The organism is Paenibacillus sp. LjRoot56 (assembly GCF_964253335.1).
In the GTDB taxonomy this organism is placed as follows: Bacteria; Bacillota; Bacilli; order Paenibacillales; family NBRC-103111; genus Paenibacillus_E; species Paenibacillus_E allorhizoplanae.
In genome coordinates this window covers 263,109-278,178 of sequence record NZ_CAXURV020000006.1, presented here as the reverse complement: position 1 = coordinate 278,178, position 15,070 = coordinate 263,109, and the positions used below count along the sequence as shown (strand labels likewise).

Genomic DNA, 15,070 nt, shown 5'->3' with positions numbered 1-15,070 from the left:
ATAAGGTTTATGTTAAGCTGCTAATGCAAAGATTTTATTGGGTTTGTAAGCTTCATCACTACGAGCCATTCCTACTAAGAATCGAGCTAACTTTCCACATAGCTTCATAATAGATTTCATCTTTTTAAGCTTTTTCACCTGAACATTGTAGTGGTGTAAGGCTTTAAATTCTTGGTTACTCATGACCATACACATAGTAATTAAATAGAGAAAGTGACGCAGTCGAGGACGACCTCGTTTGCTGAGTTTCAGTTGTCCCTTCCATTTTCCAGAGCTTGCTTCGGTTAAATTAAGTCCTGCGTGACGGAGTAGAGCATTCCCGTGGGCATAACCTCTAAGATCCCCAGACTCTCCTAAAACACCAGCCAGAGCAATTGCACTTATTCCAGTAATGGCAAGGATTTTGCCTGAATAGGGGATACGTTCCACAACGTCTTTGGCTTCTTTTTCTATCCTCTGCAGTTGTTTAGTGGCTAAGTCATGCTCCTCAAGGAGCTGCTCCAGATGGAGTTTGTAAGCATGTGTTGCTTGCTTAGATCCAACAGTTTTCTTGGCAAGATCGATGAGTAGATGAGCTCTACGCACACCAGAATGCCGCTTCATTGATTTCTGCCATCCTTTAATTACATCGTCAGGACTTAGTTTACATAGCTCAGCCGGGAGCGGAAAAAGCCGAAGGGTTAACAATGCACCCTTGCAAGTTAAGATTTTAAAGACTTGTCTCAGTTCAGGGAAGACAATGTCGACCCAGCGGTGGATCTGGTTAACGGCACTTACGAGTCGTTTAACGACCGTTTCTCGGTTAGCCATAAGCACTCGCAGCTCCTCGTATTCGGAAGAATGGAAGCGAACAGGGGAGTAGTAGCCGTTTTTCACCATGTCGGCAATAACTAAAGCATCTTTTTTGTCGCTTTTAGAGCGTGTGTTGTCGCGGTTTTCTTTATTCTTTTTAACTAGGTGAGGATTAACAAGTACGGCTTCAATGGCTTTGTTTTGGAGCCACCCGGCAAGGCTTAGCCAGTAATGGCCGGTCGGTTCCATACCAACGATAACTTGAGATAATTTAAATGAAGCTAACAAGTCGCGAATCCACCGGTCGAGGGACTTGAAACCATCCTCGTCATTATTAAACACTAAAGGATTACCGAGAGCGACACCTCGAAAGTTAACCGCTCTGGCAACATGTGACTCCTGAGCAATGTCTACACCAACAACAATATGATTAAAGGTAATGTTTTCAATGAGTTGATTTTGCTTATCTTGTGATTTAAACTTCATAGTAGAGCGTCCTCCTGGATGATGGAATTAAAGGGCTTTTGACCCGTAGCGTACTTCCATCGTACAGAGGCGCTCCTTTTTTTACAAAGCTGAAATTTATCCATTTACAGGAATCTAACGAGCAACGAGAGTTCAAAAACAACATGAAAGGCAGTCATCAATTATGGCGATGAAGTGCGTTTGCCGCAATGATTTCAGACATTTAAGAAAAATTTTATATTTGTCCCACTTCTAATTTAATCAGCTTTCCTTATCCTGAAGGCATGCAGTGTTAAGGAGGAAACGCCGATGCCCAAGATGGGGTTCGTCATTTTATGATTAACAGCGGTTATCGCGACAACAAAGAACAAGGTCAGCTTTATAAAGATATGGGTGCTGATTATGCTTTGCCAGCGGGTTACAGCGAACATAACTTAGGTTTGGCCCTTGATATTGGATCTACGCAACCGGATATGAATCAAGCGCCTGAAGGAAAATGGCTGACCAAAAATGCCTGGACATACGGGTTTATTTTACTTTATCCGAAGGAAAAAACAGCCTTTGTGCTATAATGCTTATTAACGTGGATAGGAAATATTTTCAACAGTGGTGGATATACTGTTGGGAATTATTAACGAATTAGTATTTGTGGAGTTGAAAGTGATTATGTATATAAGACAAGGTATTAAGTCATTTATATTATTTGGTGTTTTTCTGATATCTTATATTTTTCTGTTTCTTCTCATATTTCTTTTTAAGTATGTTTCACCATTAGAATTATTTAGTCCAGATAGAATATACTATAGATCTGTAGATGTAATACCATTTTATACTATATATAGTTATTTATCAGGTGAACTGAATGTTTCACCTATTATCGTAATGACGAATATATTGGGTAATATTATATTGTTTATGCCTTTGGGCGTGTATGTACAATTATTAAAGAAGGACAAGAAAATATCCATAAGTATGGGTATTGTTTTTCTTATTAGTTTACTTGTTGAGATATTCCAATTTATATTTGGAATTGGAGCTACAGACATTGATGATATTATTTTAAATAGCTTAGGTGGATTAATTGGGATTTTAGTATATAAAGTTTTATTATTGATCTTTAAGGATGAGGAGAAAGTGCGTTTGACAATTGTAGTAACAGGACTAATCGTTATTTTGTTTGCTATTACATTTAAAGCGATATTATTTTATATACTAGGCATTAAAATTAGACTACTTCCGTAGTCGAAGAGTGAAAAACGGGTCAGAAACAGACTAATTAAATTTTCTTCAGAATAAAAGATAAATGTCGGATGGCAAGAACATTGTCCGAATCAAGTCCGCGTAAATCGCGGATTTTTTTATTAATCGGATCAAGTTCTTGAGTGTCCGATTGCTGACATGTTTAAAAGAGCACGCTCCGCTAACGGGCAGTATTACGTGGTGGTACCCTGTCTTAAAGTTACCATTTTTTGTAACCTTGGGAGGAATTGTGCGCAACTAATAATGTATTTGAAGCGTCCCATTATATGGGATTATTTGTTAATATCGGCAAGAAGTTAAAGGATATCGTCTCACCACAAATAAATAATGATATAAGACATAAAATTGGAAGGGTGTAGATTAAAATGCAGAGAAAATCACTTTTGATTTGCTTGTATATTGTACTCTCAATAATAATAGCAAACACTGGGACCCATGCTGCTGATGCGAAAACATCTGCAGATTTCAAAGATCTTAACGATATGGATGTTGCGACAAAAGCTAAAGTAGACAAATGGTTATCTGCAGGTATTATACAGGGGGACTCAGAGGAATGGTTCGGTCTAAATGAAACAATAACCCGTGCGGAGTTCGCGAAGATCGTTGCTCTTGCAGTAGGTGTAGAAATAAATAGCACATTGAAAACTTCAAGCTTCAACGATGTAAAGGCAGACGACCAAATTGGATATACGCTACCCTATATAGAAGCACTTCGCCAAGCAGGTGTTATCGAGGGTATAGCGATAGATCAGTTCAACCCTAGTGGTGAGGTGACAAAAGAGCAATTTGCTGTTTTTATGGTACGTGGTCTTGGAAAAGATGCAGAAGCAAAACAAACGCAAGGAGGAAACGATGAAACAATATCCCATTATGCAAAAGGATATGTGGCTTTGGCTTTGAAATTTTTTCCTTATCTACGTTCAGACGGATTTTATAATGGCTCAGTTCCAATTTCTCGGCAAATGGTTTTACTCGGTTTGGATGACTTAACGATAAAATATTAAGTGTCCCCAATTTAAAGAAGAGCCAGATTAAATCGTCTTTTTCTGCGCAATAGTAAAATGAAATTATACTTTAAGAAAATTAAATTAGGTCATTATTAGTGGAGGAATATGGAACATTTAAACGATGACCAAAACATTATTTATGAAATTAAGAGAACCAAAAAATATGTACTTAAATTTTGCTTTCAAGTGGATTGCTGTTCCTCAAATGAGAAATTCGATTTTAGGAGAGAGTGAATTTTCTAATTCACGGAATTCTGCTAACGTAAACTATAGTTTAACAAACACAAGAAGGCTGCCTCGTGCAGCCTTTTGTGTTGATGGGTGGTAATGTTTAATGACGATCTAATTTAAAAGCAAGAGGGAGTATTCCAATTTATGGTATTATTAGATTGTGAGTATGAAGGTATTATTATTTATTTGTGGGGTTTTTCTGTTTGGTATAAGTGGATTAGAAAAAGTGTTGATCTACGTAGCTGGAGCTATTTCTTTTAAGAGTATACAGAAGGAGCAATTGAAGAATTTAATAACCACTGATATTTGGAATTTAGTAAACTACACGCTTATTATTAGTATAATTCTCAGTATCGCGGGGCTTGTATTATTCGTGTTATATCTCAATTCTCAACATAATAAAGTTGAATAAATTAACGGGAAACGATAGTTTATAGGTCCAGTCAGGTGCCTTAGCAAAAAGGCCGCAATGCGGCAATGAGTGCGTCAGTCGATGGATACCTGTCCTTATTGTTTACGTCAAAGGGATTCAATAACACACGCCTAAGATCTCTATCGCGAATTTCCGCCTTATGGATATCCGCTAGCGTCCCGTTCATGAGGAAAGCGCATATTTTGCACACAGCCTGTAGCTCCTTATTCATGACAGCGGGACTCACAATCTCTTTGGCAATGTTGAAATCTATTACTTTGACAGTCTCAGGCTTATTGTGAAGTATCATTACATTTTTGGGCAGCACATCATTATGGATATACCCTGTTTTGTGGAGTTGTCTAAGCCCCTTGAGGACGTTGATTGTAATCTCTACACTTAAGTCCTGATCCCGCTTATTGGTGAAGGTATTGTGAAAGTCATTGCCCAAAGTCGACCCCTGGATATACTCAGTAACCAAATAGCCTTTTTCCCCGATCTCAAAATAATCATAGTAGCGTGGCAAAAACTCGCCGATCCGGTAACTCTGCATAATCCGCGCTTCGCGTCTTGCCGCCTCACGGTTGGAAGTCTCTTTGATTGCCAGCTGGCGTCCTTTGGAATCATAAGCTTTATAGACCTTGCCTAAAGCTCCAGACCCGATCAAGTTAAGATCAACGGTATATCCACCCCATATGGTTCCCATCATAGCCCCTCCTATTTCTACGAGATTGATAGATTTATGATTTATTTTATGTGGACCGTGCAAAAATTGCTTGGACATATATATCAAAAATTATAGATGGTTAGATAACGACATCTTACGCGCTAAAAACAATCTAGGTAGATTTGTGTCATTAATGTAGGCATTTAAGGCATCATATGGTATTATTTTAAAAATTTTTTTTTACTAGAGCGAAGTTCAATCCCAACATTGTAGTCTTGCGACACAAATCCACCTACTTTATAGGAGTTTGATGTTCATGTTTGTATCAACACAAGAAATTCTCCGATTACCAACAAGTTAAATACTTGATGATGACATAAAGCAACAAAGACGCGGCTGCTGGCGCGGATCGGCAGCCGCGTTGTGCTAACGGGCGGTAGAGTGGAACAAGTCGATGTTAGTTTCGTGTAATTAAGTTCATACTTTGAAGCACTATTATCAACTAAATAGAACTTGCTACGTCTATATATGTAAGCAAATGGATTTAATTAGGTGATTGCAAGAGGATTTTCCCCCGCACCTATTTTTTGAAAGAGGTGTTTCTCATGTATAAGTTCATAAAAATGATAGTATTCATTTTATTGTTTGGATCTATTTATTACCTTACTTTAATAACTATACGCTTTTTAATATTGGATCACTTGAATGTGCGATTACAAATTCAAAGTCTTGTTGAAGTAATTAGTTTATTTATTATTGCAATTACATCACTTATTCTAACAGTAACTTTATCAAGATATTTGTTGAAGCATAATCGAAATTATTAAAGCGATCCATAAATGTTTACCAACCAAATAGGGGGCATTTTGATACAACTTACTAATGTCTCTTGGATTATATGAAAGCTGTAGAGTAGTAAGTGTAAAAAATCTAAACCATCCAAAGAAGAAACAACGAAAAAACAACCGAGCTCCTGATTGAACCGTCACAGAATGTGCTACTTTGAAACGTGAAACTAAAAGAAAAGAAGGGATAGGAGATCGAGTGATGAGAACACTTCCCGTTTTGCTACTCATTTGTGGAGTCATTTTGATATCTGGCTGCCTAAAAGAGAAAATTCAGACTAAGGCTGTTTCCACCTTCGAAGCTGTTTCAGAAACAATCCAAAAAGAGAAGAATACCTCCACTTATGAGGTGACGGACGAAACTACATCCTCAACTAAGGTTTCAAATACTACCAGAGAAGTATCTGTCTCGGCATATGGACTTCAAGTCAATCAAACCTATACAGTGCAGGCTGATATTGGCGCTCGGTATGATCCAAATGAGGTTTCAGGTGTTGGACCGGTGTTCGAAGTGAACAAAGGTGATACATTTCGTATATTAGCGATACAAGACGAGTACGTCCAAGTCGAATCCAAAGCTCTAAGTGGCTGGATTCCCGAATTCTATTTCAGTAAGGAAGCCGCCAATATTCAAATAGAACCCCCTTATGAAATGATCGTCGCAAATGAAGTGCCGGTGTCTTCTGCTCCTGGTAATAAAGTAAAAAATCTGCATTTGGACTTGTGGGCTGGTAAGGTGGTCCTTATTAAAAAATCCTATATGGATTGGGTGGCTGTGAGTATCGTACAGTATGATGCGGAATATGGTGCAGATATGTGGGTGCCAAAGTCCTCCTTACAAGGTTACGACCCAGTTAAAGCCAAGGAGGGCAGACTTGCGCCGCACTCGACCATCTACGATGAACATGGTCAGATTAAAGATGAGCAGTGGGTTAATTCGGTCTTTATTCAGTCAGAGACGCAAATATCTAGGATCGGTCCAGTATACCAAATAATTAGTTCAGGAGGACAAAAAGGGTATATTCGGGTGAAAGATTTTATCCCAAATCCCTCATTCCACTAACGGATAACTATAGTTAAATAATGAGATTCGCGGCTGACATTGATTAGCTGCCTTTTTACAATTAAAGGAAAAATTAATTGAATGTTTATAGTTTACCTGTCATCATAAGATTATTTTAAGATTTAGGGAGGTTTGGAAATGCAAATGTTGTCACAGGCTATTGGACTTTATTTTATGCCATTCATTGGTTTTATTTTTATGTTTTGCTTTATCACAGTTGTAGCACAAAAGGAGCATAACAGCTTATATAAAATCCTCAGTTCTATATGCTTTGGTATAATGGCTTGGACAATAACGAGCTTAATGATGATTTTACATTAACAGAAAGCATGAGCATGCATTTCATTTGCTGAACTCTAGCGGTAAAATATAGCGCAGGAGTTGCATTGAAGCAAGAATTGGATATGGAGAAGTTGCTTCCAATAAATACATGGCTAGAGATGATGCGAAAAGGGCAGAAATTTAAAAACACCTCGTTCAACTAACGCAGAACGTTAGTTGAATTACTCCACGAATACTTCATGGAATAGGAAAAAATATAAAAAGAAGGTGTAAGTTATGTCGGAATTTACATTGAAAGCAGCTATGGAATATGCCTCAAATGGTGATATTGAAACATGGATTCATTTTTTTTGAATGGTGAAGGAGATAATGTTGGTTTATCGGAAGGTTTAAAAATGCAAAAACGATACTATCTAGGTCCATTAGAAGTCGAAATAAATCGTCTCGATAGAGTGGTTGGACCTGAACAGCATATGGAGTACGTTGAAAATGAAGATTGGTGGAACTACAACATTAATCAAATTTGTGAACGTATTGAAGGTGGGTGGGATATGCCACCATTAATTGCGGAAAATAGAAATGGAATATTTAGTATAAGAGATGGTAATCATCGTTTAGGTGCTTTAGAAATACTAAAGAAAGAAAAGTATTTTGTTATTATTTGGGATAACAATTTGGAAATGGCTTCCCATTTCCATTTGAATAATACAAACTAGGAGATATCCCTAGACTGTACCAGAGACCTAAAGGGGAATTCTCTATTTTGGTTTATAAAAAATATCTTTGTCAATAAATCTGACATCCAAAAATTAGGGTTTCCAATTTAAAATTTGATTTCAGTTTACTCAATGGTGTAAAAAAGATGAAGCCTGTTTTTTTATACAAAGAACAAGGAATAATCAGTGCAATGAACTCTAAAGCTGGAATATTACTAAACAAAGAAGACATAAGAACAAGGGGATTTATCAGTTAATGTTTTATTTATTATTGAATTAAAACGACCTGAAAAAGGCTACCGCAGAATCAGTAGCCTTTTCTCAATTATCGAGTATTAGGGTGAAATAGTCTAAGTAATAAAAGTTGAATTATGGAAATTTTTTACTTTTTCGCTTCGTCTGATTTAGTATAGAACTAAACAATGGGAGTGATGAGTTTTGAATATGAAGCATTGGTATCATATAAACGAAGTGGGTTCGTGATGTATGTCCCGAACCCACTTTGATAAACTGCTGTGTTTTTGCATATTGAATTTAGAGCAATTTAACTCTATGAATAAGAGATAAACATTATTTGGGACCTCTGTTGGTTTCCACTAACGATTTGGAACTGTAAAGCATTTGAGCACGAACAAAGTCTATTGGTATATTCACAGGTATCTCTAGGAAATATTCCAACTGCCATCTCTGAGTTTTTTTAGCCTGACGGCTTGTAGGAATGTCCCAAGGTGGGTAAACGCGTATTGCTCTTTTACCACCTTTACCTTTATTGGATACTATATCTTGCTCACATAGAACAGCTTTTGGAAATATAAACTGACCAAAATTACTACCTTTTCGTGTACTAATAACGAAGAAATCAACTGAATCTGAAACGTCATAAGGTTGGATCGGTCCATCCCCAATTCTCTCCCATAAAGTCACAAACTGCCCGATCTTTGTAGGAGTGATTCTTGCAACACGAAATCTAACAGAGAGAGCATTCAAGTTAAATACATACGCCCCATATTCAGAATTTTGTGCTTCTAGGAGTGGTCGAGAACAATCAAACCTGCATTTGTTATAAACAAAATCCTTGGTAGCAAGTAAGTCACTATGAATTGTGTCAGAGGAAATCCAAGAATTTTGATCGCTAGAACATGCTTCTGACATGTCTCGATTTTTTTCATCCATCTGTTCAAAGTCCTCCATGTTTCATGTAGCAATCCATTGTTGCTCTTAATGTTCACTATCTTAATGCAATCATCGCAAGTACACAAGTTCACTTAGCTAGCGGAAACAATAGCTCAATAAAATAGCGACAGTCTAAGACTTTATTTTCTCGTCCAAGACTGCCGCTGTTTCTATTATTGGGGTCAGTCTAATACTTATTTTACGAAGTCTGACGATTTTGTAATGCTAAAAGCCGCGTGGGATCAATACATCCGGTCTAGTACTTTATTTTCCTTGAACAGAATAACCAAGATAGAAATACTGTAAAATGATGGAACTTTTATGGATGCTGAACGTCTAAATGATTAGTAGTTATTAAGGAAGAGGGGATTTCATGAGAAAATTTTTAATCGTTGCGATTTTAAGCTTGTTTTTGCTGAGTGCATGTTCATCTCAACAAAAATATTCTGAACAAACTAAACCTACTCAATTAATATCAATTACATTAACAGAAGCTTATCCTGGGAATTTAACAAATGTAAATAGAGTGTAAGATATATCATTAAGCTAACGGATAACGATAGTTCAATCAATAAAGCATGAAGGCAGACGGCTAAAGATGAACTGCACCTCCAATCGTTAGATGGTGTTTAACAATAGGGGTCACTTCATCGCGGTAGCTCTTTTTTTGCTTTAATGAAATAACGGTAGGGAGTTTAACACTATACGTGAAACGGTATCTTTTGATCATTTTTCCAGCCAAATTTGTTTAAAGTCTATCCAGCCGTTAGAGTTGAATGAAGCGCCTCTAACCGAAGGATGCATATAAGTATTCAGCTGTCGATGATGCAGGAAAATGATATGACACTCTTCCCGGAGACGTTCCTCGATATCGCGCATGTGGCTTCTACGGGCTTGAATGTTTTCAGAGCCAAGAGCCAAGTCAATTTTGGAAAGAATCCAGCATTTGAGTGAAGGAGTTAGATAAGTACTGGAGATGCATTCCTCATGTTCATACATGTCAATCTCGCAGACATCATCTTCGGCTAGAATGATCCCCGAAATAGTGAAATCAGCGCTAGATATGATTTTAGGATCTAAAACTTGGGTCCAATTCGCCAAAAATAGCTCGACAGCAATGCCAAAGTTAGTCATGCGCGTTACGATCCATCGTCCGTCTCGTTCATACTTTTCATGTACGACAAGTCGAAGCTCGGTCCCGTCGTAGCTGGATTGAGACAGTGCATGATAGATTTCCGAATCGGTTGCAGTTTTGCGCTCATATTGCAAACTGTCTTCAGGGCGCAAAAAATAAGCAGGCAGCACGCGTTCTCCGCCTAGTTCGGATTGCATAGCCACAGGATCGAGCATGAGACTTACGGCTTTGCGGAAGTTCTCGTTCTGTGGCCACCCCTCTTTATTTCCGTTCCATGTCATCATTGTGCAGCCATCGCACAACCGGACGAGAGATTGCCAATTTTCTTCTGGATTCTCTTCCTGCACCGATTTATCCCCATCATGAGTTTGTATCACGGAGGGCAAGCCAATTGTAGACTCTTGTTGGCAATCTTCCGGCATGATGATGATATCGACGTCATCCAAGTAGGGTCTTCCCGCGTAGAAGGAGGTATTGGCAGCCAACTCGATGCGATGTGAAGAAAAGGAGAGCAGTTGGAAAGGTCCTGTGCCCGTCGGCAGTCGCCAATAGTCTTCTTCACTGTGTCCGTTCAAATCCAGAGGCAAGATGGAAGAAGCGGCTGAGCATAAAAAACGGTCAAAAATCCTATTTGATTGTGAGAGTACAAAACGCACGGTACGCGGTCCTAGAGCTTCCACAACCGAAAGGTTTCTCATCATCCAGCGGTTAGGCATGTTTTGAGAGCGAAGCCGTTCGAAGGTAAAGACTACATCCTGAGAGGTCAGTTCACGACCTGAATGGAACAAGACACCTTTGCGTAAGTAGAAAGTCCATTCCATTGCCTGCGAATCTGTGTTCCACGTATGAGCAATTCCGGGAACTATCCGATCTACGGTCTCGTCATACGTGACTAGACGATCGAAGATTTGCCGGATGATGTGTGAGTCGAAGGCATAATTCACTTTAGCAGGATCGAGCGTTTGGACGCTACGGTACACAGGAAAACGAAGCGTATCGCATTCGGTAAGACCTCTCACTGTTTCCTTCTGATAGCCGAATCTCCCCTGTAGCCATTCGATGAACTTGATCTTGGCTTCTGTTCCTTCACCGTACATGCTGAGCACTTCGAACGATGTGCGATAATCGCCTTGATCTGCTTTGGACGTAGCAAGGTTAAGCAAGAAGTTTTCTTTATGCACCTTGAAAATTATGTGTGATCGATTACCGCGACCGCGGCCAGGCAGCCAATTTATGAGACACTCTTCCTCTAATTTCTTCAGCACAAGTTTCACGTTCCTTGACGAGCAGAATAGCGCATTTGCCAACTCTTCCAGAGTTGCCTCCACAGCTTCGCCATTCGAGTTTCCACCGCCAAAACGGTCGTATAAAGTCAGATAGCGTTCAGCTATCAGCATGCTGATCACCCCTTTGGTCGCTAAAAATACAGAAAATCATAGTAGATTATTGAAGTATAACATTTTAGGATATTTGAGACTACGGAACAATTTCTATCTTATAGAATGATGTGAATGGCTTCAATGAAAAAGAGAGAATTAGTGTTGGAACGCTAGTTTGGGTGTGGATTACGCTGTATTGAAGGAATTCTTTTTATGATTCACTGAAGTATCGGGGTAGAGTAGTTGAATCGGATTAAAGAAGGAAGATATTAATTTCCTAGCGAATAGTTCAATATGGTTTTTGGTTATTTGTGAAGTACGTAAATCCATCTAACCCAGATTATTATTCGAATTTCTCAAATAAGACGTTATTGTAAATTCCCTAAAGGATGATAAAAATGAAATTAAGAAAACGATATATCCTAACAGGTATTGTATTTTTATCCCTTATTATTTTGTCATTTCTTTGGTATGAGAAATCCAAGATAGATATAGACACCTTAAATAAGAATTTATTAATTGAAGACATAAAGTTTGGAATGTCTGAAGACGAAGTAATTCAAGAATGGGGCCCAGGTGAATATATCAATGGTATGGGGGGGCATGGGCGAGCGTATAACGAGAAGAAAGTTAGAATTAGTTTTTCCAATGATGCTGATAATGATCTTAATGGTAAGGTTGGTTCCTTGGAGTTTTCTAATCCTGACTACTCCATATTTTCGATTAGGATTGGAATGGACCGACTGGACGCAATAAATCATATAAAATCAAACACTAAATTTAATACTGTAAAATATTCGGAAGATATATTTGTATGTGGTGAGTTTTCAATCGCATTAAGAGGTAAAGACCTGATTGAAGAAATTCAAATATGGTTTAAAGACAAAGATATGACAGATAGAAATTATTAAATAGATCGAGCCCTAGCGAATTCGAAGAAGAGGGAACATCCGATAACACCGTATTCACGTTTCGTGGCTGACGCCCCTTGGTCTGCCCGAGACGATTTTGAGGACGTGGAATCAGGGCAGACACCCCTGTACCACCTAACCGCATCGCATTCTTAAACTAAGAGAGAACGTTAGTTCAACGCGCCATGGAGCAGTTTGCGATCATCGGCTGTTCTATTTTCATTAAGCTAAAGGGCAGTTTAGGGGGGCGTTCTAATGGAAATTGCCTTAGAGCTAATTGAAAGCATATAGGTTAAGTAGTTCAGGTCAGAAAAAAAGGACTCTTCAAAGATTGAACAATTGTCCGAAGAAGATATTACTGAGAATTTCAAATCAAGGAGCTGTCAACAGACAGCTCCTTTTTATTTTCCAATTACAGATTGGACAGGAGAGTTAAGATATAAAGGATTTGAATGCGAAAGCCAAGCTAATTCAGACTTGAGCTTTTATTTCTACTGGCCGTTCCAAGGGCGCCCAACTTTCAAGCATTTCGCTTTTCTACCGCATAAGGTGTAATCATGAGAGGAGTGGGTGGATTGACGACAATCACAATCGCTGCAGTTGGGGATTTATTGATGAAAAAGAAGATGATCGCTTCAGCCGCACGGGAAGGCGGATTCGATCCTATTTTTTCCAAAGTAAAACCTTATCTGCGGAAAGCTGACTTAACGATTGGCAATCTGGAGACGACATTCTCCGGCAACGATTTTCGCGAAGATCCCGGGAAGCTATTGTTCAATACCCCTGACGAATTCGCTGCTACGCTCCGGAACTTGGGCTTTGATGTGGTAGGCACAGCCAATAACCATTGTATGGACGGGAAACGATCCGGTTTGAGACGAACATTAGATGTCCTCGATCGACATGGCCTGCAACATACGGGAACGTATCGCTCTGCACAGGAAGCCCGCCAGAAACTAATTGTTAACGTAAAGGGAATAAACATCGGAATATTGGCTTATACGAAAGGCACAAATGGGATCTCAGTGCCAGAGCCATGGTTAGTCAATCGGCTAAACCATCAAAGAATAATAGCGGATGTACGCAGTTTGAAGGGTAGAACAGATTTTATCATCGCTTGCCTACATTTCGGGAAAGAATTTCGAACATATCCCGACCGCAACCAAATCAGGCTCATGCAGCTGCTGTTTAAGCAAGGTGTAAATGTAGTGCTAGGAGCGCATCCCCATGTACTGCATCCGATAAGAATGTTTAAGGTGAAGGACATCGACAGAGTCATTAGAAATCGGGTAGCGGCGTCTTCTCTGGGAAATTTCGTATCCACCGAACTTCCCCGGCATACCGCTAGACTGAGAGGAACAATCTTAATGTTAAAAGTAACGAAAAATGCAAAAGGAACAACGGACGTGTTGAAAATGTCAAAAGTGCCAACCCGCATTTTGCAAAATGCAGGGAAGAAAAACGTTTATCGGGTTGTACCGGATTGGTAGAACGGTTATCAACAAATTGGGGTGAAGGTATGGGTTACTGGAATAACAAGCTAGGCAAATACAAGGCGTTATTAACTAATGAGGAACTAGCGCTTAATTTACCGCCAACAATCCTTGCAACCGAAACAAACGTGGAGGGACTGTTGGAAAAATATCACGCTGTCTATTTAAAACCGAGTAATGGCACCGGAGGTTATGGTATTTTTAAGTTGTCTCGCATTGATTCCAAATATCGGTTAGATAACGGCACACGGCACCGTTCGTTCGCAACCTTTAAAGGAGCGTACGTCGCTTTTCAGAAAGCAAAAAGGAAAAAAACCTACTTGGTGCAGAAGGCCATACACTTACTCCACTATCAGGGACTTCCGTTTGATCTGCGTATAATGGTTCAGAGAAACCGCAAGCGTAAGTGGGAGGTAACCGGTATCGTGGGACGATTAGCCATGCCTAATAAGGTCGTGACCAACTACCATAGCGGGGGTAGGCCAATGCCGGTGGGAAAGCTACTTTCACCTTTTATTCCTAAAAATGAGCAGGTTTCCTATGTTGAATCACTTAAGGCGCTAGGAGTTAGGATCAGTAAACATATGAGTGGAATTTTCCCGAATTTTAGGTCGTATGGGGTTGATATAGGTATTGATAAAGAGATGAAGCCATGGATCATAGAGGTCAATACGCGGCCAGATAAATACATTTTTAATGCTCTTTCCGATAAGCGGATGTATCGCAAAATTATACGTTACGAAAGATTCACAAACTAACGAAAAACTATAAGAATGAATAAATACGAATAAAACGTATCTATCTAGGCGAAAATGGAGAAAAAGGAAATGAAGGTGAACGAATGAATCAAAGAAGCGATGACTTGATGATCTCCGAAAATGACGCAATTTTAGTAGAAATAACCCTTAAGCATATCCGTCAAGGGAGTTACGAATTAAAGGCATTTTCAGAAGCTGCCGAGCGTATTGGAAGCAGTATCAGCGCGTGTTCATTCAGGTGGAATTGTATACTTAGACAAGGATATGAAGGGGCAATTAATGAGGCTAAAGCTGAACGTATACAACAAAGAAATAGCGTGCGAAATAAATCAGGATTATTAGTTCTGATAAGAAATTAATGTTAATATGGAATGATCGAAAAGCCACTTGCCAAGGAGGCTTTTTTCGTCTTTCAAATAGAAAATTGGTAGTACCGCCATGTCCATCATTCGTTTAACTGATTGACAAAATTACGTATTAC

Annotated in this window: 14 protein-coding genes and 1 pseudogene; 11 read left to right on the top strand and 4 right to left on the bottom strand. The window is 39.0% G+C overall.

The window, feature by feature from the left end:
• Positions 1–12: 12 nt before the first annotated feature.
• A complete protein-coding gene (locus tag ACSQ8O_RS34575; protein ID WP_436245417.1) occupies positions 13–1,278 on the bottom strand; it encodes an IS110 family transposase in 1,266 nt (421 codons plus the stop codon).
• Between the two features lie 299 nt (positions 1,279–1,577).
• On the opposite strand from ACSQ8O_RS34575, the pseudogene ACSQ8O_RS34570 reads away from it, so the two are divergent.
• The 4 genes and pseudogenes from ACSQ8O_RS34570 to ACSQ8O_RS34555 all read left to right on the top strand — a co-directional run.
• Positions 1,578–1,814: pseudogene (locus ACSQ8O_RS34570) on the top strand (D-alanyl-D-alanine carboxypeptidase family protein); the annotation flags it as partial.
• A gap of 64 nt (positions 1,815–1,878) precedes the next feature.
• A complete protein-coding gene (locus ACSQ8O_RS34565) occupies positions 1,879–2,499 on the top strand; it encodes a VanZ family protein (RefSeq protein WP_436245416.1) in 621 nt (206 codons plus the stop codon).
• Positions 2,500–2,882: 383 nt separating this feature from the next.
• On the top strand, positions 2,883–3,521 hold the full coding sequence (locus ACSQ8O_RS34560) for an S-layer homology domain-containing protein (protein ID WP_436245415.1): 639 nt from the start codon (positions 2,883–2,885) through the stop codon (positions 3,519–3,521).
• A 124-nt stretch (positions 3,522–3,645) separates the two neighbouring features.
• Positions 3,646–3,852, top strand: a complete 207-nt coding sequence (locus ACSQ8O_RS34555; RefSeq protein ID WP_436245414.1) for a hypothetical protein — start codon at positions 3,646–3,648, stop codon at positions 3,850–3,852.
• 355 nt (positions 3,853–4,207) lie between these two features.
• On the opposite strand, the gene ACSQ8O_RS34550 is transcribed toward ACSQ8O_RS34555, so the two are convergent.
• The gene (locus ACSQ8O_RS34550) at positions 4,208–4,873 is read right to left on the bottom strand and encodes a protein kinase family protein (RefSeq protein WP_436245413.1); all 666 of its coding nucleotides are present in this window, start codon (positions 4,871–4,873) and stop codon (positions 4,208–4,210) included.
• A 1,008-nt stretch (positions 4,874–5,881) separates the two neighbouring features.
• On the opposite strand from ACSQ8O_RS34550, the gene ACSQ8O_RS34545 reads away from it, so the two are divergent.
• Entirely contained in the window at positions 5,882–6,742 is an 861-nt protein-coding gene (locus tag ACSQ8O_RS34545; protein WP_436245412.1) for a hypothetical protein, read from the top strand.
• Between the two features lie 617 nt (positions 6,743–7,359).
• Entirely contained in the window at positions 7,360–7,740 is a 381-nt protein-coding gene (locus ACSQ8O_RS34540; RefSeq protein ID WP_436245411.1) for a ParB N-terminal domain-containing protein, read from the top strand.
• A gap of 570 nt (positions 7,741–8,310) precedes the next feature.
• Here ACSQ8O_RS34540 and ACSQ8O_RS34535 read toward each other — a convergent pair.
• A complete protein-coding gene (locus tag ACSQ8O_RS34535) occupies positions 8,311–8,913 on the bottom strand; it encodes a MepB family protein (RefSeq protein WP_436245410.1) in 603 nt (200 codons plus the stop codon).
• Between the two features lie 373 nt (positions 8,914–9,286).
• Between ACSQ8O_RS34535 and ACSQ8O_RS34530 the strand changes: the two genes are divergently transcribed.
• On the top strand, positions 9,287–9,445 hold the full coding sequence (locus ACSQ8O_RS34530) for a hypothetical protein (RefSeq protein ID WP_436245409.1): 159 nt from the start codon (positions 9,287–9,289) through the stop codon (positions 9,443–9,445).
• Between the two features lie 194 nt (positions 9,446–9,639).
• Here ACSQ8O_RS34530 and ACSQ8O_RS34525 read toward each other — a convergent pair whose 3' ends face one another.
• Entirely contained in the window at positions 9,640–11,445 is a 1,806-nt protein-coding gene (locus ACSQ8O_RS34525; RefSeq protein WP_436245408.1) for an ABC transporter substrate-binding protein, read from the bottom strand.
• A gap of 380 nt (positions 11,446–11,825) precedes the next feature.
• Between ACSQ8O_RS34525 and ACSQ8O_RS34520 the strand changes: the two genes are divergently transcribed.
• The 4 genes from ACSQ8O_RS34520 (at position 11,826) to ACSQ8O_RS34505 (ending at position 14,948) form a co-directional block, all read left to right on the top strand.
• Positions 11,826–12,338 (top strand): hypothetical protein, encoded by a 513-nt coding sequence (locus ACSQ8O_RS34520; protein WP_436245407.1) that lies wholly within the window; start codon positions 11,826–11,828, stop codon positions 12,336–12,338.
• 575 nt (positions 12,339–12,913) lie between these two features.
• Positions 12,914–13,828, top strand: a complete 915-nt coding sequence (locus ACSQ8O_RS34515) for a CapA family protein (protein WP_436245406.1) — start codon at positions 12,914–12,916, stop codon at positions 13,826–13,828.
• On the top strand, positions 13,822–14,589 hold the full coding sequence (locus tag ACSQ8O_RS34510; protein WP_436245405.1) for a YheC/YheD family protein: 768 nt from the start codon (positions 13,822–13,824) through the stop codon (positions 14,587–14,589). The genes ACSQ8O_RS34515 and ACSQ8O_RS34510 overlap by 7 nt, the downstream gene beginning before the upstream one ends.
• A gap of 83 nt (positions 14,590–14,672) precedes the next feature.
• Complete coding sequence (locus tag ACSQ8O_RS34505; protein ID WP_436245404.1) at positions 14,673–14,948, top strand: hypothetical protein; 276 nt, start codon at positions 14,673–14,675, stop codon at positions 14,946–14,948.
• The last annotated feature ends 122 nt before the right edge of the window (positions 14,949–15,070 follow it).

What these genes read in the sequence shown, in the direction of transcription:
- ACSQ8O_RS34575 (WP_436245417.1), bottom strand. Translation starts at nt 1,278, where the DNA reads ATGAAGTTTAAATCACAAGATAAGCAAAATCAACTCATTGAAAACATT.
- ACSQ8O_RS34560 (WP_436245415.1), top strand. Translation starts at nt 2,883, where the DNA reads ATGCAGAGAAAATCACTTTTGATTTGCTTGTATATTGTACTCTCAATA.
- ACSQ8O_RS34555 (WP_436245414.1), top strand. Translation starts at nt 3,646, where the DNA reads ATGACCAAAACATTATTTATGAAATTAAGAGAACCAAAAAATATGTAC.
- ACSQ8O_RS34550 (WP_436245413.1), bottom strand. Translation starts at nt 4,873, where the DNA reads ATGGGAACCATATGGGGTGGATATACCGTTGATCTTAACTTGATCGGG.
- ACSQ8O_RS34545 (WP_436245412.1), top strand. Translation starts at nt 5,882, where the DNA reads ATGAGAACACTTCCCGTTTTGCTACTCATTTGTGGAGTCATTTTGATA.
- ACSQ8O_RS34540 (WP_436245411.1), top strand. Translation starts at nt 7,360, where the DNA reads ATGGATTCATTTTTTTTGAATGGTGAAGGAGATAATGTTGGTTTATCG.
- ACSQ8O_RS34535 (WP_436245410.1), bottom strand. Translation starts at nt 8,913, where the DNA reads ATGGATGAAAAAAATCGAGACATGTCAGAAGCATGTTCTAGCGATCAA.
- ACSQ8O_RS34530 (WP_436245409.1), top strand. Translation starts at nt 9,287, where the DNA reads ATGAGAAAATTTTTAATCGTTGCGATTTTAAGCTTGTTTTTGCTGAGT.
- ACSQ8O_RS34525 (WP_436245408.1), bottom strand. Translation starts at nt 11,445, where the DNA reads ATGCTGATAGCTGAACGCTATCTGACTTTATACGACCGTTTTGGCGGT.
- ACSQ8O_RS34520 (WP_436245407.1), top strand. Translation starts at nt 11,826, where the DNA reads ATGAAATTAAGAAAACGATATATCCTAACAGGTATTGTATTTTTATCC.
- ACSQ8O_RS34505 (WP_436245404.1), top strand. Translation starts at nt 14,673, where the DNA reads ATGAATCAAAGAAGCGATGACTTGATGATCTCCGAAAATGACGCAATT.